This window comes from Empedobacter brevis (genome assembly GCF_965118635.1).
GTDB lineage: Bacteria > Bacteroidota > Bacteroidia > Flavobacteriales > Weeksellaceae > Empedobacter > Empedobacter brevis_A.
On sequence record NZ_CBCPHV010000009.1, the window covers coordinates 22,766 to 45,883 of the forward strand.

The 23,118-nt window shown below is 31.1% G+C and carries 21 protein-coding genes; 14 read left to right on the forward strand and 7 right to left on the reverse strand.

The features are described 5' to 3' along the window. Positions 1–212: 212 nt before the first annotated feature. The 8 genes from ACMHJW_RS11545 (at position 213) to carB (ending at position 9,503) form a co-directional block, all read left to right on the forward strand. Entirely contained in the window at positions 213–791 is a 579-nt protein-coding gene (locus ACMHJW_RS11545) for a GNAT family N-acetyltransferase (protein WP_413533569.1), read from the forward strand. A 70-nt stretch (positions 792–861) separates the two neighbouring features. Beyond that, entirely contained in the window at positions 862–1,314 is a 453-nt protein-coding gene (locus tag ACMHJW_RS11550; protein WP_413533570.1) for an arginine repressor, read from the forward strand. 7 nt (positions 1,315–1,321) lie between these two features. Beyond that, positions 1,322–2,503 carry an argininosuccinate synthase gene (argG, locus tag ACMHJW_RS11555; RefSeq protein WP_413533571.1) on the forward strand — a complete coding sequence of 394 codons (1,182 nt, stop codon included), beginning with the start codon at positions 1,322–1,324 and terminating at the stop codon, positions 2,501–2,503. A 125-nt stretch (positions 2,504–2,628) separates the two neighbouring features. After that, positions 2,629–3,615, forward strand: a complete 987-nt coding sequence (gene argC, locus ACMHJW_RS11560) for an N-acetyl-gamma-glutamyl-phosphate reductase (protein WP_413533572.1) — start codon at positions 2,629–2,631, stop codon at positions 3,613–3,615. 32 nt (positions 3,616–3,647) lie between these two features. After that, positions 3,648–4,007, forward strand: a complete 360-nt coding sequence (locus ACMHJW_RS11565) for a four helix bundle protein (protein ID WP_413533573.1) — start codon at positions 3,648–3,650, stop codon at positions 4,005–4,007. A gap of 36 nt (positions 4,008–4,043) precedes the next feature. Continuing rightward, positions 4,044–5,180 carry an aspartate aminotransferase family protein gene (locus ACMHJW_RS11570; protein WP_413533574.1) on the forward strand — a complete coding sequence of 379 codons (1,137 nt, stop codon included), beginning with the start codon at positions 4,044–4,046 and terminating at the stop codon, positions 5,178–5,180. Next, positions 5,173–6,261, forward strand: coding sequence for a glutamine-hydrolyzing carbamoyl-phosphate synthase small subunit (gene carA / locus ACMHJW_RS11575; protein WP_413533575.1), 1,089 nt, complete (start codon positions 5,173–5,175; stop codon positions 6,259–6,261). Before ACMHJW_RS11570 ends, carA begins: the two co-directional genes overlap by 8 nt. An 11-nt stretch (positions 6,262–6,272) precedes the next feature. Then, positions 6,273–9,503, forward strand: a complete 3,231-nt coding sequence (gene carB, locus ACMHJW_RS11580) for a carbamoyl-phosphate synthase (glutamine-hydrolyzing) large subunit (protein WP_413533576.1) — start codon at positions 6,273–6,275, stop codon at positions 9,501–9,503. 303 nt (positions 9,504–9,806) lie between these two features. On the opposite strand, the gene ACMHJW_RS11585 is transcribed toward carB, so the two are convergent. The 4 genes from ACMHJW_RS11585 to ACMHJW_RS11600 form a co-directional block, all read right to left on the reverse strand. Continuing rightward, positions 9,807–10,436, reverse strand: coding sequence for a hypothetical protein (locus ACMHJW_RS11585; RefSeq protein ID WP_413533577.1), 630 nt, complete (start codon positions 10,434–10,436; stop codon positions 9,807–9,809). A 95-nt stretch (positions 10,437–10,531) separates the two neighbouring features. Then, positions 10,532–11,239 carry a hypothetical protein gene (locus ACMHJW_RS11590; RefSeq protein WP_413533578.1) on the reverse strand — a complete coding sequence of 236 codons (708 nt, stop codon included), beginning with the start codon at positions 11,237–11,239 and terminating at the stop codon, positions 10,532–10,534. 60 nt (positions 11,240–11,299) lie between these two features. Further along, positions 11,300–12,022, reverse strand: coding sequence for a ThiF family adenylyltransferase (locus ACMHJW_RS11595; RefSeq protein ID WP_413533579.1), 723 nt, complete (start codon positions 12,020–12,022; stop codon positions 11,300–11,302). A gap of 11 nt (positions 12,023–12,033) precedes the next feature. Beyond that, positions 12,034–12,693, reverse strand: a complete 660-nt coding sequence (locus ACMHJW_RS11600) for a TatD family hydrolase (protein ID WP_413533580.1) — start codon at positions 12,691–12,693, stop codon at positions 12,034–12,036. Between the two features lie 71 nt (positions 12,694–12,764). On the opposite strand from ACMHJW_RS11600, the gene mdtD reads away from it, so the two are divergent. Continuing rightward, a complete protein-coding gene (gene mdtD, locus ACMHJW_RS11605; protein WP_413533626.1) occupies positions 12,765–14,168 on the forward strand; it encodes a multidrug transporter subunit MdtD in 1,404 nt (467 codons plus the stop codon). 59 nt (positions 14,169–14,227) lie between these two features. Here mdtD and ACMHJW_RS11610 read toward each other — a convergent pair whose 3' ends face one another. After that, positions 14,228–15,268, reverse strand: coding sequence for an asparaginase (locus ACMHJW_RS11610; protein WP_413533581.1), 1,041 nt, complete (start codon positions 15,266–15,268; stop codon positions 14,228–14,230). A 125-nt stretch (positions 15,269–15,393) separates the two neighbouring features. Here ACMHJW_RS11610 and ACMHJW_RS11615 point away from each other — a divergent pair, with 125 nt between their 5' ends. From ACMHJW_RS11615 to ACMHJW_RS11635, 5 genes are all read left to right on the forward strand, one after another. After that, a complete protein-coding gene (locus ACMHJW_RS11615) occupies positions 15,394–16,230 on the forward strand; it encodes a hypothetical protein (protein WP_413533582.1) in 837 nt (278 codons plus the stop codon). A gap of 64 nt (positions 16,231–16,294) precedes the next feature. After that, positions 16,295–16,750, forward strand: coding sequence for a peptidoglycan-binding protein LysM (lysM, locus tag ACMHJW_RS11620; RefSeq protein ID WP_413533583.1), 456 nt, complete (start codon positions 16,295–16,297; stop codon positions 16,748–16,750). Between the two features lie 146 nt (positions 16,751–16,896). Continuing rightward, positions 16,897–17,739 (forward strand): OmpA family protein, encoded by an 843-nt coding sequence (locus tag ACMHJW_RS11625; protein WP_413533584.1) that lies wholly within the window; start codon positions 16,897–16,899, stop codon positions 17,737–17,739. A gap of 87 nt (positions 17,740–17,826) precedes the next feature. Continuing rightward, a complete protein-coding gene (locus tag ACMHJW_RS11630) occupies positions 17,827–19,125 on the forward strand; it encodes a cation:proton antiporter (RefSeq protein ID WP_413533585.1) in 1,299 nt (432 codons plus the stop codon). Beyond that, a complete protein-coding gene (locus tag ACMHJW_RS11635) occupies positions 19,125–19,631 on the forward strand; it encodes a hypothetical protein (RefSeq protein ID WP_413533586.1) in 507 nt (168 codons plus the stop codon). Before ACMHJW_RS11630 ends, ACMHJW_RS11635 begins: the two co-directional genes overlap by 1 nt. 578 nt (positions 19,632–20,209) lie before the next feature. Here the strand turns inward: ACMHJW_RS11635 and ACMHJW_RS11640 are convergent. Continuing rightward, positions 20,210–20,644, reverse strand: a complete 435-nt coding sequence (locus ACMHJW_RS11640; protein WP_413533587.1) for an META domain-containing protein — start codon at positions 20,642–20,644, stop codon at positions 20,210–20,212. A 12-nt stretch (positions 20,645–20,656) separates the two neighbouring features. Next, complete coding sequence (gene pheT / locus ACMHJW_RS11645; RefSeq protein ID WP_413533588.1) at positions 20,657–23,086, reverse strand: phenylalanine--tRNA ligase subunit beta; 2,430 nt, start codon at positions 23,084–23,086, stop codon at positions 20,657–20,659. Positions 23,087–23,118: the final 32 nt, after the last annotated feature.

Consider the following 23,118-nt stretch of genomic DNA (forward strand, 5'->3'; position numbering starts at 1 on the left):
TTACAAAAATATAATATTTAACTTTGCATCTCAGTATAATAACTGAATATCTTGTTGATTAATGGAAGAAATTATTGAAATTATTCTTCTCAATTATGAGAATAGCTTTCTATCAGAAAGCGGCCTTTCGGGTTCTCAAATTTTACTTAAATGTGATGACAAATGGTCGTTTGTTTTCAAACCCTCTTTATTAATCAACTTTCCCTTAAATTATGTATGTTAGAATAGCAAATGCAGATGATGCCCAGTACACAGAATTGCTGTGCGAATGGTACGAAGAATCCGCTCGTATGAGAAAAACGGGTATTGCTAAACGAAATCCAGTTTATCTAGAACGCAAAATGCGTAATGGAAATGCTGTGATAGCTTTTGATGATGATGATCAATTAGCAGGGTTTAGCTACATAGAAACTTACGAAGAAGAAAAATTCGTGGTAAACTCAGGTTTAATTGTTCGTACAGATTTAAGGAGTTCAGGAATTGGACGCGAAATAAAACAAGCTGTTTTTGAATTGTCTCGTACTAAGTTCCCGAAATCAAAAATCTTTAGTATTACAACTTCTTTAGCTGTAATGCGTATGAACACTAAATTAGGATACAAGCCAGTAACTTTTTCAGAATTAACGCAATCAGATGAATTTTGGAATGGATGTAAAAGTTGTAAAAATTATCAAATCTTGATGGACAATGATCGCGAACGCTGTATTTGTACAGGCTTGGTTTATGATAACCTTGATGATGAGTACGTGAAACGTGCAAAAGAAAACGATAATAAAAAAGAAAATGAATAAATATACGAATTAAGGTTTTTTTTTGTCTAAAATGAGTATATTTGCCTAAAATCCCGAATAAATATTCAAAATGAGTAATAAAAAATACAGATTCCAGATTATAAAAGATTTAATAATCGATCAAGAAATTAGTAATCAAGACGAATTATTAAAAAAATTAATTGATTTAGACATCTCCGTTACTCAAGCTACTTTATCCAGAGATTTGCGCGAATTGAAAGTTTCAAAAGTTCCTAATAATTCGGGACAATACATTTATCGCCTTACAGAAAGTGCTGCACCAACTGCAACAGTAACACATAATGAAAACGCAAGTTTAATTTTCTCAAATAATTTGGGAGTTATTAAAACAAAGCCTGGTTATGCAAACAGAATTGCTTTTGAGATAGATAACATACATTTCAATACAATAATTGGAACAATTGCTGGAGACGATACAGTGTTAATTGTAATGAAAGAAGAATGTAGCCGAGAAGAGGTTATTAATGAATTAAGAAGAATTATTCCCAATATAAACAAATAAACAAACAATGAGCAACAAAGCAGTTTTAGCTTACAGTGGAGGTCTCGATACATCGTACTGTTTAGTAAACTTAACAAAAGACCAAGGAATGGAAGTGCATACAGTAATTGTAAATACTGGTGGATTTTCAGCAGAGGAGTTAAAAGATATCGAAACACGTGCATATGAATTAGGATCTTCTAAACACGTTACGATTGATATTACAGATAAATATTATAACGATTGTGTTCGATATTTAATCTATGGAAATATCCTGAAAAATAATACTTATCCATTGTCAGTGAGTGCAGAACGTATGTTTCAATCAATTGCAATTGCTCAGTACGCAAAAGATGTAGATGCAGAATATATTGTTCATGGATCGACTGGAGCAGGAAACGATCAAATTCGTTTTGATGTTGCGTTTGCAGTCATTTCACCACAATCAAAAATTATTACACCAATTCGTGATGAAAAATTATCTCGCCAACAAGAAGTAGATTATTTACAAGCAAATGGTGTAAACTATAGTTGGGAAAAAGCTAAATATTCTATCAATAGAGGGATTTGGGGAACATCTGTAGGAGGAGTAGAAACTTTAACATCAGATTTAGCTTTACCAGAAGAAGCTTATCCAACACAATTATCAAGAACAGAACCATCTGTTATAGAAATTGAATTTGAAAAAGGAATTCCTACAGCTTTAGATGGAGAAAAATTATCTCCAGTAGCTTTAATTCAAAAATTAAATGAAATAGGAGGCGAATATGCAATCGGTCGCGATATACACGTAGGGGATACAATTTTAGGAATCAAAGGACGTGTAGGTTTCGAAGCACCAGCAGCTTATATCTTAATCAAAGCACATCACTTATTAGAAAAACATACTTTAACAAGATGGCAATTGTTGCACAAAGATTCTTTATCAAACTGGTACGGAACTTTATTGCACGAAGCACAATACTTGGATCCAGTAATGCGTGATATCGAAGCATTCTTAGAATCTTCTCAAAATCATGTAACAGGAAAAGTGAAAGTACAATTAAATCCTTATCATTTTTCAATGATAGGAATCGAATCGCCTTATGACATGATGCAATCTAAAGTCGCTACTTATGGAGAAGAGAACGAAGCTTGGGATAGTAGAGATGCAAGAGGTTTTATCAAAATATTTGGTAATCAATTAAAGATTGTTCATAGTTTCGATTAATTGATTTTTTAAAGTGGATTTCAACGAGTCCACTTTATTTTAGATAAATAGATGTTAAAGTAATAAAAACATCAAAATAAAGTAGGTGACATTTACCTTAAAAAAACACGCGCAAAACATAACAAATGACAAACAAAATTAACGTAAGCATTGTAGGAGGTGCTGGCTACACAGCAGGCGAACTGCTAAGAATATTGATTCATCATCCGATGGTTAATATTTCGTCTGTGTACAGTACATCAAATGCAGGCAACCCCGTTACCAAAGTGCACGACGATTTGTTTGGAGAAACTGACATCGTATTTTCGGATAAAATAGACGAAAATGCTGATGTCGTTTTTTTATGCCTTGGTCATGGAAAATCGGCAGAGTTTTTACAAAACAATAAATACTCAGCCAACACAAAAATTATTGATTTGAGTAATGATTTTCGATTAAATGCGAACCACATTTTCGAAGATAGAACCTTTGTTTACGGTTTGCCTGAATTGGACAGACAAGCAATCAAAACAGCTCAAAATATTGCAAATCCAGGTTGTTTTGCAACAGCTATTCAGTTAGCATTGTTACCATTGGCAGCGAAGAATGAAATCAAAAATGATATTCACATCAATGCTGTAACAGGTTCTACAGGAGCTGGACAGAGTTTATCTGCTTCCACACATTTTAGTTGGCGAAATAATAATGTTTCTTTTTACAAAGAATTTACGCACCAACATGAAGGAGAAATTTATCAAACATTGAATCTATTAGAAAAAGATTTCAATAACAAAGTATATTTCTTACCAATGCGAGGAGATTTTGCGCGCGGAATTTTAGCAGGTGTTTATTTAAAATCTGATTTAACAGAAGAAGAAGCAAAAAATATCTTCAACGAATATTATAAAAACGAACCTTTTACGCATGTTTCTGAAGCACCAATAGCATTGAAACAAGTTATAAATACCAACAAATGTTTTTTACACGTACAGAAACAAGATGATGTATTGTTAATAACTTCTGTTATTGATAATTTAACGAAAGGAGCTTCTGGACAAGCTATAGAAAATATGAACTTGATGTTTGGTTGGGAAGAAAACTTAGGACTGAATCTTAAAACAGTTGCGTTTTAAGAGTTGTGAGTATTGAGTTATAAGTTTTGAGTATGCAAGATTATAGAAAATTACAAGTTTGGAATCGTTCACATCTCTTGGTTTTGGATTTATATAAAATTGTAAATCAATTTCCAAAAGAAGAACAATTTGGATTAATTTCTCAAATCAAAAGAGCATCATCTTCTGTACCTGCAAATATTGCAGAAGGTTGTGGAAGAAACTCAAATAAAGACTTTGCTCAATTTTTAAATATTTCTTTAGGCTCTTTAAATGAAGTAACATACTTTATTTTACTAGCTAAAGATTTGAATTATATAAATATTGAAGAATATTCAAAATTAACGGATGAGTGTAATGAAATTAAAGCAATGTTAATTGGATTAATCAATAAAATTAGAACAATCGCTTAACTAATTACTCAAAACTCATCACTTAAAACTTATTAAATGAAACTATTCGACGTATATCCATTAATGAATGTAACTCCGGTAAAAGCTAAAGATTGTATTCTTTGGGACGAAAACGGAAAAGAATATTTGGACCTTTATGGAGGTCATGCAGTGATTTCTATTGGTCATTCGCATCCATATTATGTTGAGAAATTAACAGAACAAATTAATAATATCGGGTTTTATTCAAACTCAGTAAATATTCCAATTCAACAAGAATTGGCAGAAAAATTAGGAAAAGCATCAGGTTACGAAGATTATACATTATTCTTAATTAACTCTGGAGCAGAAGCCAATGAAAATGCTGTAAAATTAGCTTCTTTTCATACAGGAAAAGATCGTGTAATTGCTTTCAAAGATGCATTTCATGGACGTACTTCCGGAACAGTTGCGTTAACAGATAATCCAAAAATTGTTGCACCATACAATGCTCATCACAAAGTATCTTTTGTAGAATTTGATATTAATCAAGTAAAAGAAGTTATCGCAGGAGGAGATGTAGCAGCAGTAATTTACGAACCAATTCAAGGAGTTGGAGGAATTATTTTGCCTTCTGATGAATTTGTACAAGAATTGAGAAAAGTTTGTACAGAAAACGGAGTAATTTTAATTGCAGATGAAATTCAATGCGGTTACGGACGTTCAGGAAAATTCTTTGCGCATCAACATTCTGGTATCAAAGCAGATTTGATAACTATGGCAAAAGGAATGGGGAATGGATTCCCAATTGGAGGAGTTTTAATCTCGCCAGAATTCAAAGCTTCTTATGGATTATTAGGAACTACTTTCGGTGGAAATCATTTAGCTTGTGCAGCTGCAGTAGCTGTTTTAGATGTGATTGAAAAAGAAAATTTAATCGAAAATGCAAAAGAAATTGGAGAATATGTAGGAATCCAATTAAACAAATTCCCTAAAATTAAAGAAGTTCGTGGACGTGGTTCTATGATTGGAATTGAATTTGATTTCCCAATCAACGAACTAAAAAATAACTTAGTTACAAAACACAATATTTTTGTTGGATATGCTGGTACAAACGTTATTCGTTTATTACCACCTTTAACAGTAACAAAACAATACATAGATAAATTCATATCAGCTTTAGAAACTGAAATTAACATTATCATCAATGGATAAGACAGTAAAATTAGTATTCCAAGACGGATTAGAAATCGAAGGAAAATCTTTCGGTGCATATACTTCTGCCGCAGGAGAAGTAGTATTCAACACAGCTTTAGTTGGATATAATGAAAGTTTGACTGACCCTTCTTACAAAGGGCAGATTATGGTGATGACAGCTCCAATGATTGGTAATTATGGTGTTCCGGATGATAAAGCAATGATTAATGAAATTGAAGCTTGGATGGAATCGAACCAAATTCAAGTAACTGGATTGGTTGTTTCTTATTATGCTGATGATTATTCTCACTGGAATGCTATTCAAAAATTAGGAGCTTGGCTAGAAAGTCAAAATATTCCTGGAATTTATGGCGTTGATACACGTATGATTACTAAAAAATTACGTGAACAAGGTTCTACTTTAGGAAAAATAGTAGCAGATACAGATATTGAATATTATGATCCAAACGAAGATAATTTAGTAGATCAAGTTTCTTGTAAAGAAGTGATTCGTTACAACGAAGGAGCAGCTATCAAAATAGTTTTAATTGATTGTGGAGTGAAAAATAATATTATTCGTTGTTTTGTGAATCGTGATGTTGAGGTGATTCGAGTTCCTTGGGATTATGATTATTCAACACTAGAATATGACGGATTATTCATTTCGAATGGACCTGGAGATCCAGCTTTATGTGTTCCTACAATCAATCATATCAAAGAATCTTTGAAAGCTGATAAACCAATTTTCGGAATTTGTTTAGGAAATCAATTGGTAAGTTTAGCTGCAGGAGCATCTACTTTCAAATTAAAATATGGACATCGTTCGCATAATCAACCAGTGCAATTAGTTGGTACAAAAAGATGTTTCATCACTTCTCAAAACCATGGTTTTGCTGTAGATGATTCAAAATTACCAGAAGGATTCAAAACATTCTTTACAAACTTAAATGATGGAACATGTGAAGGAATTCGTCACGAATCAAAACCAATCTTCACGGTTCAATTTCACCCAGAAGCAATGGGCGGACCAGTTGATACAGAATATTTATTTGATGAGTTTATTGAAGAAGTAAAAAAATATAAAAGCGCAAACGCATAATCAGAATCACGATGTTAAAAAAAGATATTAAAAAAGTATTAGTATTAGGATCAGGAGCATTAAAAATTGGTCAAGCTGGTGAGTTTGATTATTCTGGTTCTCAAGCGTTAAAAGCGTTAAAAGAAGAAGGGATTAAAACAGTTTTAATCAATCCAAATATTGCAACTGTTCAAACCTCTGAAGGAATTGCAGACGAAGTTTACTTTTTGCCTGTAACACCTTACTTTGTAGAAAAAGTAATTCAAAAAGAAAAACCAGACGGAGTTTTAGTCGCTTTTGGTGGACAAACTGCTTTAAACTGTGCAGTAGAATTAAACAAAGAAAAAATATTCGAAAAATATGGAGTTGAGGTTTTAGGAACACAAATTCCTGTAATCGAAGCAACGGAAGATCGCGATATTTTTATTGAAAAATTAGATCAAATCGGTGTTTTAACAGCTCGTTCAGAAGCAGTAGAAACTGTTGCAGATGCAATGGAAGCAGGAAAACGCATCGGTTTCCCATTAATCATTCGTGCAGCATATGCTTTAGGAGGTTTAGGTTCTGGTTTTGCAAATAACGAAGAAGAATTATTAGATTTAGTTGAAAAAGCATTCAATTATTCTTCTCAAGTTTTAGTGGAAGAATCATTAAAAGGATGGAAAGAGATTGAATACGAAGTAGTTCGTGATGCTTACGATAACTGTATTACAGTTTGTAACATGGAAAACTTCGATCCAATTGGTGTGCATACAGGAGAATCAATTGTTATTGCGCCTTCTCAAACTTTATCAAACTCAGAATATCATAAATTACGTGAAGTTGCCATTCGTACAATTCGTCACCTTGGTGTTGTTGGAGAATGTAACATTCAATATGCTTTCGATACAGTTTCTGAAGAATATCGTGTAATCGAAGTAAATGCTCGTTTATCTCGATCATCAGCTTTAGCATCAAAAGCAACAGGTTATCCATTAGCTTTCGTAGCTGCTAAATTAGCTTTAGGTTATTCATTAGACAAATTAAAAAATAGCGTAACGCAAACAACATCTGCGATGTTCGAGCCAGCGTTGGATTATTGTGTAGTGAAATTGCCTCGTTGGGATTTGAATAAATTCTATGGAGTTCGTCGTAATATTGGTTCTGCAATGAAATCTGTTGGAGAAGTTATGGCAATTGGACGTTCTTTCGAAGAAGCAATTCAGAAAGGAGTTCGTATGTTAGATATCGGACACAGAGGTTTCGTAGCAAATGGATTCAAAATTCCAGAAGGAGAATCATTGGATACTTGGTTATCAGAGCCAAATGATGAGCGTTTATATGCCATTACAGAAGCTTTTAAAGCAGGATATTCGATTGAAAAAATTCATGATTTAACAAAAATCGATTTATGGTTTTTACAACGTTTAGAAAGAATTTTTAATGTATCAAAAGAATTTGAAGCTTTAGAAAGATTCGAACAAGTAGATGCTGATTTAGTAAAACGTGCAAAATTATTAGGATTCTCGGATCAACAAATTGCAGTTTTAGTAAAAGGTGATCAAAATGTACATCGAAATGAATTAACTGTTCGTGAATTACGTAAAAACTTTGGAATAAAACCAGTTGTAAAACAAATCGATACATTAGCAGCAGAATTCCCAGCACAAACAAATTATTTATACGTTACTTATCATGGAACTGAAAATGATTTAGCGCCAGAAACAGAAAAATCAGTTTGTATTTTAGGATCTGGAGTTTATCGTATCGGTTCATCTGTTGAGTTCGATTGGTGTTCTGTAAATGCAGCACATACTGCTTCTAAAAATGGATATAAAACAATCATCATCAATTATAATCCAGAAACAGTTTCTACAGATTATGATGAATCGGACCGTTTATATTTCGAAGAATTATCGTTTGAACGTGTAATGGATATTTTAGATTTTGAACAACCTGAAGGAACAATTATTTCGACAGGAGGTCAAATTCCAAATAACTTAGCAATGAAATTGTACGATCAATCAATCAATATTTTAGGAACATCTCCTTTAAGAATTGATGATGCAGAAAATCGTCACAAATTCTCTGAAATTTTAGATGAATTAGGAATCGATCAACCACGTTGGAAAGAACTTTCTTCTCTAGAAGCGATTCACAAATTTGTTGAAGAAGTTAATTTCCCAGTATTGATTCGTCCTTCTTATGTCTTATCTGGAGCTGCGATGAATGTTGTTTCAAATACAGAAGAATTAGATGCTTTCTTGAAATTAGCAAAAGAAGTTTCTCCAGATTATCCAGTTGTTGTTTCGGAATTCGTACAAGGAGCAAAAGAAATTGAGTTGGATGCAGTTTGTCAAAACGGAGAAATTGTAGATTATGCAGTTTCTGAACACGTAGAATTTGCTGGAGTTCATTCTGGTGATGCAACGATGTATTATCCACCACAAAAAGTATATATCGAAACAATTCGTCAAATGCGAAAAGTAGCAGCTAAAATTGCAAAACGTTTCGAAATTTCTGGACCAATGAATATTCAATTCTTATCAAAGAATAATACAGTTCGTGTGATCGAAACAAATATTCGTGCTTCTCGTTCGTTCCCATTTGTATCGAAAGTTGCAGGAAATAATTTAATCGAAAAAGCAACAAAAGTTTTATTAGGATTAGAAGTAGAAAAAGGACATTCAGAAATCGTTTACGATTTAGATTATGTAGGAGTTAAAGCTTCACAATTTTCATTCACGCGTCTTGCAGGAGCCGATCCAGTTTTATCTGTGGATATGTCTTCAACAGGAGAAGTAGGATGTATTGGAGATACAGCAGAAGAAGCGTTATTAAAATCGATGTTATCTGTTGGATATGAAATTCCAGAGCGAACAGTTTTAATTTCTGGTGGACCAATTGCTTCTAAAGTTGCTTTATTAGAACCAGCAAAACAATTAATTGCGAAAGGTTACAAGATTTATGCAACGGAAGGAACACACAAATTCTTTACAGAAAATGATGTGTATTCTACTTTAGTATATTGGCCTTCGGATAAAAAAGAACCAAATGTAATGTCTTATTTACACGATAAGAAAATTGATATGGTGATTAATATTCCGAAAAACTTAACAAAAGCGGAATTAGATAACGATTATCAAATTCGTCGTACAGCAGTAGATTTCAATATTCCATTAGTTACAAATGAGCGTTTAGCTTCGGCTTTCATAAATGCATTTACAACATTATCAATGGATGATTTAAAAATTAAAACTTGGAACGAATACCGTAATAAGTAATCTGTTTTAAGGATTGAGTTATAAAAGAAAGCCTCGCATTTGCGAGGCTTTTTATGTTGGTGAATTTGTCATTCCAAGGAATCTTTATTAAACATTTAAATAAGAATAAACCAAAATTCCAAGTATAATAAAGCTAAAGATAAAAGTATTAATTCCTAAAATTAAAATTCCTTTGATTGCCAAGAAAAATGAGTTTTTTATCTTTATATATTTATTGTAAAAAAATCTATAAGATTCATCATTTCGTAGTCGCTCCGTTCTGAATGACAATTGAGTTTATGTCATTCCGACAAAAGCAGGAATCTAAATTTTTTTTCTTTTTCTAAAGTTGAAAAATAAACTAATTATTAAGATAAGAGTAAGACTACAAATTAAAATAATATAAATTTTATGAACTGATTTTAGCTTTAGAATTTCATTTTCATATTCAGACAATAATTCATTATTGTGATCTGAATAATCACCATAAATATCAATATCAACAATATCTTTTTTATTTTGGAAAAATTGATCACTTTTTAATTGTAAAGAATCTAATTCAATTTTTTCTACAAATTCTAAATCAGAAGTTCTTGTACAGATACTTGTAATTGTTCCAATTTCAGAACGATATCCATAAACTAAATATGTTTCATTTAAACTAAATGAGCTTCCACAGCCTCCACCTATAGAATATGATGGAGTATAGATAGTAGTATAAAATTTTTCAGATTTATTTTCTTGATGTTTTCGTTTGAAATCTTTTGTTATTTCGAATGTATAGGCATAAACCCGGTTGGAAGAGAAATCATATTTTGTTTCATCTATTCCAATCACTTTTCCCATAAATACAGCGTCAGCTTTATCAAAAGATTCATTTATTGATGATTGAGCACAACTACAACCAAAAGTAAAAGTTGAGAATAAGAATATGAAAGTAAAAAAGTATTTCATTCAATTAGTGTTTCCTCTAATTTACAATATTTATTCAAACAAAAAATCCACTTCAATAGAAGTGGATTTTTTTATTTCTTGTAAAAATTGTTGTCTTAAAACTCAGTAAAAAAAGCTTCTACTTTTTCTACGCCGTTTGCGTCCAAGGTTTCAACTAATTCTTTTTTGATTTCTGTTAATTCTTTCTTTTTTGCTTTTTTCAAAACAGGTTTTGCAGTTTCCAAAAAGTTTTCGATTTGTTCTAATCCGCGAGAACTTAAGAATTTTTCGTCTGTTTTTTTCAATTTAGTATAAACTTGCAACAACATTTTACATTGTTCCAAAGCCAAAGCATATTCTTTTACAGAAGCTAATGTAATCATGTAATGTAGCATCAATTGTACAGATGGCATATTACGTTGATGTCCAAATTTTGTGTATTTTTCCAATGCAATTCCAAAAGATTCTTGGCTACGTTCGATGTTTTTATTTAATGTTGCAGAAATAACAACATTAAACCAATCGTCCGAATTATCAGAATTCTGAGCAATATCAAAAAATGCATTATCAGCATTCTCAAAATCTTGTAAACTGTAATAAGATAAAGCAATTAGCTTTTTTGCATCGTACAATTGTTTTGGATCTTTTGCATCTAATAAGCCTTCACAAACTTTGATACACATCTCGAAATTGCTATTTCCAAATAAATCTCTCGCAGTGTTCAACAACGAATTAGTCGCATTCTGTTCCAACGCTTGCTCGTACATAAATTGACGTGCTCTCAAAACATCCTCGTATGTGATATAATCGTAATTGATTTTCATTTTTTTGTCTCTTTGTTAATATGCAACTAAATTAATTAAATCTTTAAGAAAGAACTTATATTATTTATCTTTTTTTAACAAATAATGAACGACAGTTTCTGCTGCATACAAACCAAATAATGCGGGCATCCATGAATTAGTTCCGTAAAAAGATTTTTTATAATTTTTTCCATCAGTCAATTTCAAAGATGATTCATCTGGAAATTCTGTTGAGAAAACAGCTTTTACACCTTTATTAATTCCTTCTTTTTTTAATCTTTTTCGAACATTTTTAGCCAAAGGACAAACAGCAGTTTTACTAATATCGCGAACTTGTACTTTGCTCGCTTGAGTTTTTCCTCCAGCGCCCATGTTACTAATGACTTTTACTTTTTTGCGTTTTGCAGCCATTATTAAATGAACTTTTGGTGTAACAGAATCGATACAATCTAATATATAATCAAAATCGTTTGTAACGATTTCTTGTGTTCGTTCCGGACTTAAAAATTCATTGATTCGTGTTAATTGTAATTCTGGGTTTATATCCATCAAACGATTACCAACAACATCTACTTTATGTTGTCCTACTGTAGAATGTAAAGCAGGTAATTGACGGTTAATATTTGTAATATCTACCGTATCTCCGTCAACAATTGTCATTTTTCCTACACCAGCTCGTGCAATAAATTCTGCTGCAAAAGAGCCAACTCCTCCCAAACCAACAATTAAAACGTTTGAATTTTTTAGGTTTTCTATACCTTTTTCTTTAAATAATAACTCAGCTCTTTCTTGCCAAACTGCCATTGAAATTTATTTTATTTTGATTGAACTTCGTAACCGAAAATTGCTTTCCAATTTTTTGCTTGTTGAAGTTGTAATTCCTCGATTGTAATCTTTCTTAAATCTGCTGCGAAAGTATAAATTTCTTCAATAGAAATATCACTTGCATCATTCTCTAAAAAGAATTGATCTGCCGAAAGATTTGCAAATATAATTTGTAAGTTTTTGTTAGAAAGAAGATTTTTTCCAAAAGATGCAAAACAATTTTGCGCAATAATTTGATTGAGTAATTGTTCATTCTTATTAAAACCATGAAAAATAAACGGAATTGTCAATTTCATCTGTTTTCGAATTTGTAAAATTTCTTGATAAGCACGAACCGAATGTATAATAACAGGAAGTTGATGTTGTGCTGCAATTTCTAATTGTTTTTCAAAAATATTTATTTGAACATCAAAATCTGTTTCGCATAATTTGTCCAATCCAATTTCGCCAATTGCTAAACAATTTTTCGTTAAAATAGTTTGATTGATAATTTCTATTTCTTCTTCTATTGTTGAGGTTTTGATATAAGCTGGATGAATCCCAATCGAAAATATTTTGGCATTTATATTCAGCTCATTTGGAAACTGATTATACAATTCCAAAATATTTGATTGTTTCGATAAGTTATGTGTATGTGCGTTGAGAAACATAATTCAAATTTAATCTTTTCATATGATTGAAAAAAGTAGAAATAGGAATAGATTTTGCTGTGTCAGGATTAATGAATTCAGAAAATATTTTAAGTCCAAAAATTTCTAAGTTTTTGCCATGGCTCGGCGCGATGGCAATTTTTATGCAAGCTTTGGACGCTACGATTTTAAATACCTCTTTACCTACAATTGCAAAAGAATTAGGAAAATCGCCTTTAGAAATTCAATCTGTTATTGTTGCTTATACTTTAACAATCGCTTTATTAATTCCTTTGAGTGGGTGGCTTTCGGATAAATATGGAACGAAAAAAGTTTTTCAATCAGCGATATTCATTTTTACACTTGGTTCCACGCTTTGTGCTTTTGCAACAACTTTACCTTTTTTAGTTATTTCGAGAATTGTACAAGCAGTTGGAGGATCGATGATGGTTCCTGTCATTCGATTGGCAATTTTGTATGCTTATCCGAAAAGTGAATTATTGAAAGTGATAAATTTTATTACCATTCCAGGATTAATAGGACCACTTTTAGGGCCAACTATTGGAGGAATTTTAGTCGAAACATTGTCATGGCATTGGATTTTTATAGTGAATATTCCGTTTGGAATTATTGCGCTTTGGATGACAACTTTTGCATTGCCTGATTTTAAACATCCTGTTTTTAAATTTGATATTAAAGGTTTAATTCTTTTTAGTGGTGGTGTTACAGTTTTAACATTGATTATGGAACTGACATCTACTCGTGTTATTGGTTTAAAAACCATTTTGATACTAATTGTTGTTTCTGCTTTTTTGATAGGCTCATATATTTATCATGCTAAACATAAGGCACATCCTTTAATTGATTTGAAATTATTTAATATAAGAACCTTGAGAATAGGTATTATTGGGAACCTTATTACACGTTTGGGAATAGGAGGAATTCCTTTTTTAATTCCGCTTTTATTACAAGTTGGTTATGGATATTCGGCAACTGTTGCAGGTTTGATAATGATTCCTGCTGCGGCGAGTAATATTATTGCAAAATCATTTGTTGTACCAATTGTGAATAAATTTGGTTATCGAAATACATTGGTTTCTAATACAATTATTTTAGGATTAATTATCTGTATGTTTTTTTTCTTAGAATCTGAATCGCCAATTTATTACATTATTCCTTTAATGATTTTAAATGGATTTTTTAGTTCTATACAATTCACAGCAATGAATACTTTGTCTTTAGCAGACTTGGACGAAAAAACATCTAGCGAAGGAAATAGTTTGTTATCGGTTACACAAAAATTATCATTAACCTTTGGGATTTCTGTTGCCGCATTAATTTTAGGAATTTTTAGAGAAGCAGCTTTTGTAAATGGAGTACAAGTGCAAGCTTTCCGATATTCGTTTTTAACAATGGGAATAATGACGATTCTGTCAACATATATTTTCTTTAGATTAAGAGAATCTGATGGTTCTTCGATGTCAGGAAAGAAATAATCTATAAAAATGAAAAAATCTCTACTTAGTAGAGATTTTTCATTTTATATTATTTTGATTTAATCATTGTAAAAATGATGACGAAGTTCACCTTTCAGGTTTGTTTCGTATTGCGTTTTGAATTCTTCTTTCGAAAGATTTTGGCCTAATAAATAAATAGCTTTGGTAATGGCAGCTTCCATTGTCAAATCATAACTCGAAATTGCGCCCATATTTAGCAACGCATCACTTGTTGCATAACGTCCAAGTTCTACCATTCCTCCAGCACATTGCGTATTGATGATGAGATGAATTCCTTTGTTTGTTATTTCTTCCAACAATTCGATAAACCAATCATCGGTAAAAATATTTCCTGTTCCGAAAGCTTCAATAATAAAGGCTTTCATATTTGGAGCATTCAAAACACTTTCGATAAATGAACGATTCATCCCAGGAAAAATTTTCAAAACACCAACATCAGCATTTAGATTTTTGTTGATAGAAAGTTTATCCGTAACAGTATTTTTTAATAACAAATCTTCTTTCACTTCAAGATGAACACCAGAAACACCAATTACTGGATAATTTGGAGATTCGAAAGCATCAAAGTTTTCTGCATTAATTTTTGTAGTTCTATTCGCACGAAACAATTTATATTCAAAATACACACAAACTTCTTTAATAATTGGTTTGTCATTTTTTCGTAGCGAAGCCAATTGAATAGAAGTAATTAAGTTCTCTTTTGCATCAGTTCGCAAATCTCCAATTGGCAATTGAGAACCAGTGAAAATAACTGGTTTTTCAAGATTATCAATCATAAAACTCATTGCAGAAGCTGTATAAGCCATTGTATCTGTTCCATGCAAAACAACAAAACCATCGTAGTTTTCGTAATTCTGTTGAATGGTTTCAGCAATTTCTATCCAATATTTTGGTTTCATATCAGAAGAATCTATCGGCGTATCAAAACTATGATAATCGAAAGAACAATCTAACAGCGCTAATTCTGGAATTTGTTTTAATAAATTATCAAAATTAAAGGGTTTCAAGGATTGGTCGCCATAATCTTTTGCCATTCCAATAGTTCCTCCTGTATAGATCAATAAAATTTTTGTTTGCATGCAGCTTGATTAATTTCTGGTTAAAATTAACCATTATAAAAAATATGTACAACATCTGCTCTTAAACTTCTATTTTTTGTATTTTGGATAAATTATTGTGTATTGAATTTTTAAAACTTAATTTGATGAAAATATTACTTTTAACCCTTACTACTTTTATAACATCAATATGTGTTAATGCACAATCAGACGAAGGTTTGTTTGAAGTTGAATATGAAATGAATGGACAACAATTAAAATCTTTCGCTTTTTCTACAGACAATTGTGCTCAAAATTTAATTATAAAATCATGGGAAAATTGGATTTCGAACAAAGAAGGTTCTTTTGGATTTTTAAAAAAGTATGAAGCGAGTAATGTTAAATTTAAAAACTCACAAGATGTTTATAAATCTGTCATTAGTTTGGTTGATGAAGAAAACGGAAAAACAACCGTTATAAATACATTGACAGATCAAAATGGAATGACATTTAATAGTAATTCGGCAGAGTATGATAAGATTTATTCTCAATTGCAAGATTTAGCGATTAAGACAAAACAAGGTTGCGTGCGAAATGAGTTGAGGTTAGCAAACGAAAATATGATTCGTTTAACCAAAGAAAATGCAGATGCCCAATTGAAAAAAGGAACATCAATAAAATCATATCTAAAAGATAATAATACATTATTGAAATTAGAAAGCAAGAAGCAAGCTTTGGGCGATAAGCTAGATTTGGTAGTGAATCAATTAGAAAGAGAATCGGAAGATAAAGTCATTGATGGATTAATGAAAAAGAAGTTAAAAACTGAAAATAGTTTGAAAACAATAGAAGATCAGGTTGTAAAATTGAACGGAAAAATCCAAATAGCAGAAGAGAACGATAAAGGTTTGGATGCAAAAATTAATCAATTGACAAATCAAATTCAACAACAACGTTCAATGACCGAAAATTTAAAGAAGAAATATTCATCAATTGCACGATAATTGTAATAGAATATTATATATTTACTAAATATCAACAAATAAATATTATTAAAATCAACTCGTTATGGGATTATTTTCATTTATTAAAAATGCCGGAGAAAAAGTCTTCGGAGGAGCAGAAACTCCAGAAGAAAAAGCAAACAAAGTAAAAGATCAAGTAGCAAAACAAGGATTTGATTTATCAGGAGTAACTTTTTCTGCTGATGGAGATAAAATTGTAGTAGCTGGAGAAGTTTTAGATATCAACGAAAAACAAAAAATATTAGCTACAGCAGGTAATATTGATGGAGTAGAGGAAGTAGAAGATAAATTAACTTTGAAAACACCTTTAAAAATTGAAATTCCGGATATTTCTAAAACAATGTATACTGTAAAAAGTGGAGATTCTTTATCTAAAATTGCAAAAGAAGTTTATGGAGATCCAATGCAATATCCAAAAATTTTCGAAGCAAACAAACCGATGTTAAAACACGAAGATAAAATTTATCCAGGTCAGGTTTTATATATTCCTCAGGATTAATAAAATAGGAATCTAATTATTATATAAAACTCCTACAATCGTTCGATTGTAGGAGTTTTATGTTTTTACAGCATGGTTTTTGCGGAATATTACTTGAAATAAAAAATAATAACATATATTCGTATAACTGAAATAAAAAAATAATTATGAAAGTTTCAATTTTGCCAGTAGCGGTTATCGCTGCATCAACTTTATTTAGTTGTGTGAGTCAGAAAAAGTATGATGAATTACAAAATAAATTCAACTCTGCTTATTCTGAAAATCAAGGATGTCAAACAGAATTGGCTGTAGCGAAAGCTAAATTAGCTAATTTTGAATCTAACCAAGGTCAATATGAAAACACAGTTCAGAGTGAAAGAAACCAAATTAAACAATTACAAGAACAATTGAAAAATTGTATCAATGGTGGTTCTAAAAATGTTTCTGAATTAGTGAACGAAATCAATCAGTCTAATAAATATATCAAACATTTAATTGATGCGAAAAGCAAATCAGATAGTTTGAATATGGTTTTAACAAACAACTTAACTCGATCTTTATCTAGTAGCGAAGCAAGAGATGTTGATGTTAAAGTATTGAAAGGAGTTGTTTACATCTCTTTAGCTGATAACATGTTGTATAAATCTGGAAGCTATGAAATTTCACCTGCTGCAGGAGAAACTTTAAGTAAAATTGCGAAAATCATTAACGATTATAAAGATTATGATGTATTGATTGAAGGTAACACAGATAATGTGCCAATTTCTAAACCAAACATTCGTAATAACTGGGATTTATCTGCATTACGTGCATCTTCTGTTGTACAAGCATTACAAAACCAATATGGTGTTGATGGTAAACGTTTAACTGCTGGAGGTCGTGGAGAATACAATCCATTAACTTCAAATGCAACGGCTGAAGGAAAATCTAAAAACCGTCGTACACAAATTATTATCTTACCTAAGTTAGATCAATTTATGGATTTAATTGGACAAGCTCCAAAAGGTTAATTAGATAAATAAATCAAATTATTATAGAAAGAGCCATTCAAAAATGGCTCTTTTTTTGTAACTTTTTCCAAATTTTAAACTTTATAAATGGAACTATATTATTCTTTTTCGGTTCTAATTGTTCTTGCCGCATTATTTTCTTATGCAAATCTTCGATTTCTAAAGTTACCAGGAACAATTGGAATTATGATTATCGCAATGCTTGTATCTGTCGCCATCCGCTTATTAGGTGATAGTTATTTTCCAGATGCCACAAAAGACTTCTTTCAACTATTTAATAGTTTAGATTTTAATGAAATATTGATGGGAGCAATGCTGAACTTTTTGCTTTTTGCAGGAGCAATGCATGTTAATATTTTAGATCTAAAAAGCTTAAGATGGACAATTGCGACATACGCAACAATTTCTGTTGTGCTTTCAGCTTTTATTATTTCAGGAATTCTATTCTATCTCGCACCATATTTTGGAATACAGATTCCATATATTTATTGTTTATTATTCGGAACATTAATTTCACCAACTGATCCAATCGTAGTTTTAGGGATTTTGAAACAAGCCAAAGTTCCGAAAGTGATTGAAACTAAAATTACAGGAGAATCCTTATTTAATGATGGTGTAGCTGTTGTAATGTTCGCAGTAGTTTTACAAATTGCAACAAATCCAGGCTTTAATGCAGACTTTGCAAGCATCTCAAAATTATTCTTGATGGAAGCTGGAGGCGGTATTTTACTTGGACTTTTATTAGGGTTCACAGCTGCTAATGCAATGAAAAAAATTGATGATTATAAGGTTTCGGTGCTTATTACTTTATCAATTGTAATGGGCGGATTTTTGATAGCGAAAGAACTTCATATATCAAGTCCGTTGGCTATGGTAATTGCTGGATTAATTATCGGTAATTATGGTAAAAAAGTAGCAATGAGTAAAACAACTCAAGATTATTTGACCAAATTTTGGGAATTGATAGATGAAATAATGAATGCTATTCTATTCCTTTTTATAGGATTTGAATTATTACTAATAGAAGATTTAATGGGACAAATTCTATTGGGAATTGCTGCAATTTTTATTGTTCTATTAGCGCGTATGTTCTCAATTGTAATTCCTGCTCGTACCATTTTACGAAAACATACTTATTCTAAAGGTTCACTTATTGTCTTGGTTTGGGGAGGAATTCGTGGTGGAGTTTCCATTGCATTAGTACTTTCAATGCCTAATTCGGAGTGGAAAGATTTACTATTAGAAATTACGTATATCGTCGTTTTATTTTCAATTGTCATACAAGGTTTAACGGTTGGTAAAGTTGCGCGTCGTGTGTTAAAAGATGAATCTGAAGAAGCAAAAGAGGAAGAGATGGAAGATTATCTTAATTCATCAAAATTATAATGTTCGAAAGTCAATTAAAATTATTTACGCAATCTTATAATGGCGCAATTTTTTATAATAATGACGCTAAGGTTGATGGTACAATTGGATCAAAGTTGCACTTGTCTTACTATTATATAGACATTCCCTATAAAAATTGTTTGATTTATGTAGAACAAGAATTAGGAAATCATAATCTAGGAAAAATTCGAGTAACCTTAGAAAAAATATCATTACCAATTTTTACCATTACGAATATTAATCATCTTGTCAATTTATTTTTAAGAAAGAAACAGATTCTAAAAGTTGATTGTAGCAATAAATTTTTTAAACATTATTTAAAGGATTTATTGATTGAAACTAATCTTGAAAAAATAGCAAAGGATAATTTATTCGAACCTAAAATATCAAGTAAAATTGAAGGTGAAAATTTGGTTATAGAAACAATTTATCACTTAGAATTTGAAGAAAAAATAGAAGCTTTGAAAGCTTTAATAGAATTTTACAAGAAATTAATTTCATATTAATAAAATCAACAAGCTCATCTATAGATGCGCTTGTTGATTTTACAGAAGTTTAGAACTTAAAATGGTCTAGTTCACGAATTAATCTTTATTTTTAATAGAAATTTGAACAAGCCAACAGAATGAGATTAAAAACATTTCAGCAATGCGAAGATTTTTCTGATAAAAATTTAGTCGGTTATACTGATTAATTTTACACAATCGCTTAAAAAACGTTTGTATGCGTTGTTCAGAAAAGATGAAACGAAAAATATTGTGATGATAGAAAAGTTATTGTTTTCGGCTTTTCAAGAAGCCAAATCGAAATTAACGTCTGATTATCTAAAAACATTGCGCAATTTTCTTAACAGAAGCCAAAAAAAAATTGGTCAAGATTTTTCATATCGTTTGATCTAATTAAATGCTGATTTAGAGTTTTATTTATCATCAAAAGAAATTTCGATTACTAAAATTGGTTTCAAATAAAGTGATGAAGCAATTTCTCCTACAGATCAACAGATAGTTGAAGAAAATAAAAAATAATATAAACCACATAAAAAAAGCGCTCATAGAGCGCTTTTTTTTATTTTATAATATAAAACTTATAAAGTTTTAAATGTTAATAATAAGATATTTCCTTTGTAAAAATGTAATTCTTTTCCAGAAACTTCGTAACGATTTACGCTTTTTAACATAGACAAAAATGCTTTTTCTTCTTGTAAATTAGGGCAAGCCATTTTAGTTTCAGAGAAATTTACGAAGCTTGTTACGCCGCCAACTTTTGTGAAAACAGCATTGAAATTGTTGCAACCAGCAAATCCACTTACAGTCGAATTAGCTTCATCAATAGTCAACATAACGTCTTTATCGTACAAACCTTTTACAACATTGTTATCGTTTATCAAATACCAATTTTGATTTGAAATCGAAACTTCTGCTTTGGGTTTTATTTTCGCAGTACTTGCACTCGTAGAACAAGAAGTAGCTATAAAACTCATCAAAATAGTTGCTGAAAATAGGGTTACAATTTTTTTCATTTTTGGAATATTTTATCTCAACTCAGCGTTGAATTTTTCTTGATACAATTTGATTAATTTATTCATTAAACCATCAATTTCTTGATCACTTAATGTTTTATTTTCGTCTTGAATCATAAAACTTAATGCATACGATTTTTTTCCAGCTGGCAATTTATCACCTTCGTAAACGTCGAATAGATTAACAGCTTTCAGTAAATTCGTTTTCACTTCTTTTGTTGCTTTGTACAAATCTTCATATTTCACAGAAGAATCAAGCAATAATGCTAAATCTCTACGAGAACCTGGGAATTTAGAAATTTCTTTGTATTTCAAATCGTGTTTTGTTGTTAAAGCAACCATTGTATCCCAATTTAATTGAGCAAAGAAAACATCTTGATTAACGCCTAATTTTTTCGCTAATTTTTTACTGATGATTCCAATTTTTCCCAAAGATTTTTTTCCAGCTACAAATTCTATTCCATCTAAGAAATTATCATCTTTTGCTGGTAATTCATCTGTAATTTGAACATCCAATCGTACAAAAATTTGTTTAACCAAACCTTTCAAATCGGAAAATGAAGCTTTACGTAAATTTCCTGTCCAAGATTCACTATTAAAGTTTCCTGAAAGAACAATTCCTAAACATTTATTTTCTTCATAAATACCATCAAACTTGCGGTAAACTTTACCAAATTCGAACAATTTAACATCCGAATTACGACGATTGATATTGAATGCGACATTCTCTAATAATCCATTCAACAAAGTACGACGCATAACAGCTAAATCAGCTGAAAGCGGATTTAACATCGCAACACTTTCTCCTTCTGGATAAAAGAAAATTTCTTCGTATTCTCTTTTTGTTAATGAGTTGTTCATCGCTTCATTGAATCCGAAAGAAATCAATTGACGCGCAATAAAATCCTCGATCTTATCTGGACTAACCTTTTGATTAGGAACATAAGAAAACGAGAATTTTGAAGGAATTTCGATGTTATCGTATCCATAAATTCTCAAAATATCTTCGATTAAATCCACATCACGTTGCACATCTACACGATAAGCAGGAACTTCTAAATCTAAAATTCCATCATTCTCTGACAAAATTTTAATTTCTAAATTCTCTAAAATCGATTTGATTTTATCTTCTGGAATTTCAACTCCTAATAATTCAACCACTTTATGTAAACGTAATTTTACATTAAAATTAGCGATTGCATTAGCATAAATATCTTCAATATTCGATGCAATTTCTGCGCCAGTAATTTCAACTAACATCATTGCAGCTTTTTTCAAAGCATCGATTGTTGTGTTAGGATCAATTCCACGTTCAAAGCGGAAAGAAGCATCTGTATTTAATCCGTGAGTTTTTGCACCTTTACGAATTGTGACAGGTTCAAAATAAGCAGATTCTAAGAAAATAGATGTTGTTTCATTAGAAACGCCTGAATCTTTTCCTCCGAAAACACCTGCAATACACATTGGATTGTTTTCGTTGCAAATCATCAATTCATGTCCTTTTAATGTACGTTCAACGCCATCTAAAGTTGTGAATTTTGTTCCTTCTGCTAATTTTTGAACGATAACTTTGTTTCCTTCAATTTTATCTGCATCAAATGCATGTAAAGGTTGACCTAAATCGTGTAAAATATAATTAGTAATATCAACAACATTGTTGATTGGAGATAAACCAATTACTTTTAAGCGGTTTTTTAACCAATCTGGTGATTCCGCAACTTTTACATTTTTTAAGTAAACACCTGCATAACGAGGTGCTGCTTCTGTATCTTTAACCTCGATAGAAATAGGATTTTTTCCGAAATCTGTTGTAGGATAATTTGATACATCATATGTTTTGAATGTTGATGCGATATCACGTGTTTTAAGTGCAGCATATAAATCACGTGCTACACCAAAATGAGACATTGCATCTGCACGATTTGGTGTTAAACCAATTTCAATTTCGTAGTCAACTTCATCATTTTTACCGAAAAGGTCAAATGTAGATGTCCCTGGTTTTAAATCTCCTGATAAAACTAAAATCCCTGAATTATCAGTACCAATTCCTAGTTCTACTTCAGAACAAATCATTCCGAAAGATTCTTCACCACGAATTTTTGCTTTTTTGATTTTAAATTCACCATCTGGCGAAGGTAAAACCGTTCCGACAGTTGCTACTGGAACATTTTGTCCTGCTGCAACATTAGGAGCACCACAAACAATTTGTGTTTCTTTTCCGTCTCCTAAATCTATTTTAGTAACTTTTAATTTATCTGCGTTTGGATGTTGTACAGCTGATAAAACTTTACCAACTAATACAGTTTCCAAATAATTCTTAGCTCCACCTACTTGTTCTACACCTTCTACTTCAAGTCCTGTACTTGTAAGTATAGCTGATACTTCATCAAGTGTAATATCTGTATCAATGTAGGTTTTTAGCCAATTGTATGAAATTTTCATTGTATTGTAAAATGAATTTTATGTATTCTTTT

Bases quoted from the DNA above. Each gene is read 5' to 3' on its own strand.
- ACMHJW_RS11545 (WP_413533569.1), top strand. From the start codon at position 213: ATGTATGTTAGAATAGCAAATGCAGATGATGCCCAGTACACAGAATTG.
- ACMHJW_RS11550 (WP_413533570.1), top strand. From the start codon at position 862: ATGAGTAATAAAAAATACAGATTCCAGATTATAAAAGATTTAATAATC.
- argG (WP_413533571.1), top strand. From the start codon at position 1,322: ATGAGCAACAAAGCAGTTTTAGCTTACAGTGGAGGTCTCGATACATCG.
- argC (WP_413533572.1), top strand. From the start codon at position 2,629: ATGACAAACAAAATTAACGTAAGCATTGTAGGAGGTGCTGGCTACACA.
- ACMHJW_RS11565 (WP_413533573.1), top strand. From the start codon at position 3,648: ATGCAAGATTATAGAAAATTACAAGTTTGGAATCGTTCACATCTCTTG.
- ACMHJW_RS11570 (WP_413533574.1), top strand. From the start codon at position 4,044: ATGAAACTATTCGACGTATATCCATTAATGAATGTAACTCCGGTAAAA.
- carA (WP_413533575.1), top strand. From the start codon at position 5,173: ATGGATAAGACAGTAAAATTAGTATTCCAAGACGGATTAGAAATCGAA.
- carB (WP_413533576.1), top strand. From the start codon at position 6,273: ATGTTAAAAAAAGATATTAAAAAAGTATTAGTATTAGGATCAGGAGCA.
- ACMHJW_RS11585 (WP_413533577.1), bottom strand. From the start codon at position 10,436: ATGAAATACTTTTTTACTTTCATATTCTTATTCTCAACTTTTACTTTT.
- ACMHJW_RS11590 (WP_413533578.1), bottom strand. From the start codon at position 11,239: ATGAAAATCAATTACGATTATATCACATACGAGGATGTTTTGAGAGCA.
- ACMHJW_RS11595 (WP_413533579.1), bottom strand. From the start codon at position 12,022: ATGGCAGTTTGGCAAGAAAGAGCTGAGTTATTATTTAAAGAAAAAGGT.
- ACMHJW_RS11600 (WP_413533580.1), bottom strand. From the start codon at position 12,693: ATGTTTCTCAACGCACATACACATAACTTATCGAAACAATCAAATATT.
- mdtD (WP_413533626.1), top strand. From the start codon at position 12,765: ATGAATTCAGAAAATATTTTAAGTCCAAAAATTTCTAAGTTTTTGCCA.
- ACMHJW_RS11610 (WP_413533581.1), bottom strand. From the start codon at position 15,268: ATGCAAACAAAAATTTTATTGATCTATACAGGAGGAACTATTGGAATG.
- ACMHJW_RS11615 (WP_413533582.1), top strand. From the start codon at position 15,394: ATGAAAATATTACTTTTAACCCTTACTACTTTTATAACATCAATATGT.
- lysM (WP_413533583.1), top strand. From the start codon at position 16,295: ATGGGATTATTTTCATTTATTAAAAATGCCGGAGAAAAAGTCTTCGGA.
- ACMHJW_RS11625 (WP_413533584.1), top strand. From the start codon at position 16,897: ATGAAAGTTTCAATTTTGCCAGTAGCGGTTATCGCTGCATCAACTTTA.
- ACMHJW_RS11630 (WP_413533585.1), top strand. From the start codon at position 17,827: ATGGAACTATATTATTCTTTTTCGGTTCTAATTGTTCTTGCCGCATTA.
- ACMHJW_RS11635 (WP_413533586.1), top strand. From the start codon at position 19,125: ATGTTCGAAAGTCAATTAAAATTATTTACGCAATCTTATAATGGCGCA.
- ACMHJW_RS11640 (WP_413533587.1), bottom strand. From the start codon at position 20,644: ATGAAAAAAATTGTAACCCTATTTTCAGCAACTATTTTGATGAGTTTT.
- pheT (WP_413533588.1), bottom strand. From the start codon at position 23,086: ATGAAAATTTCATACAATTGGCTAAAAACCTACATTGATACAGATATT.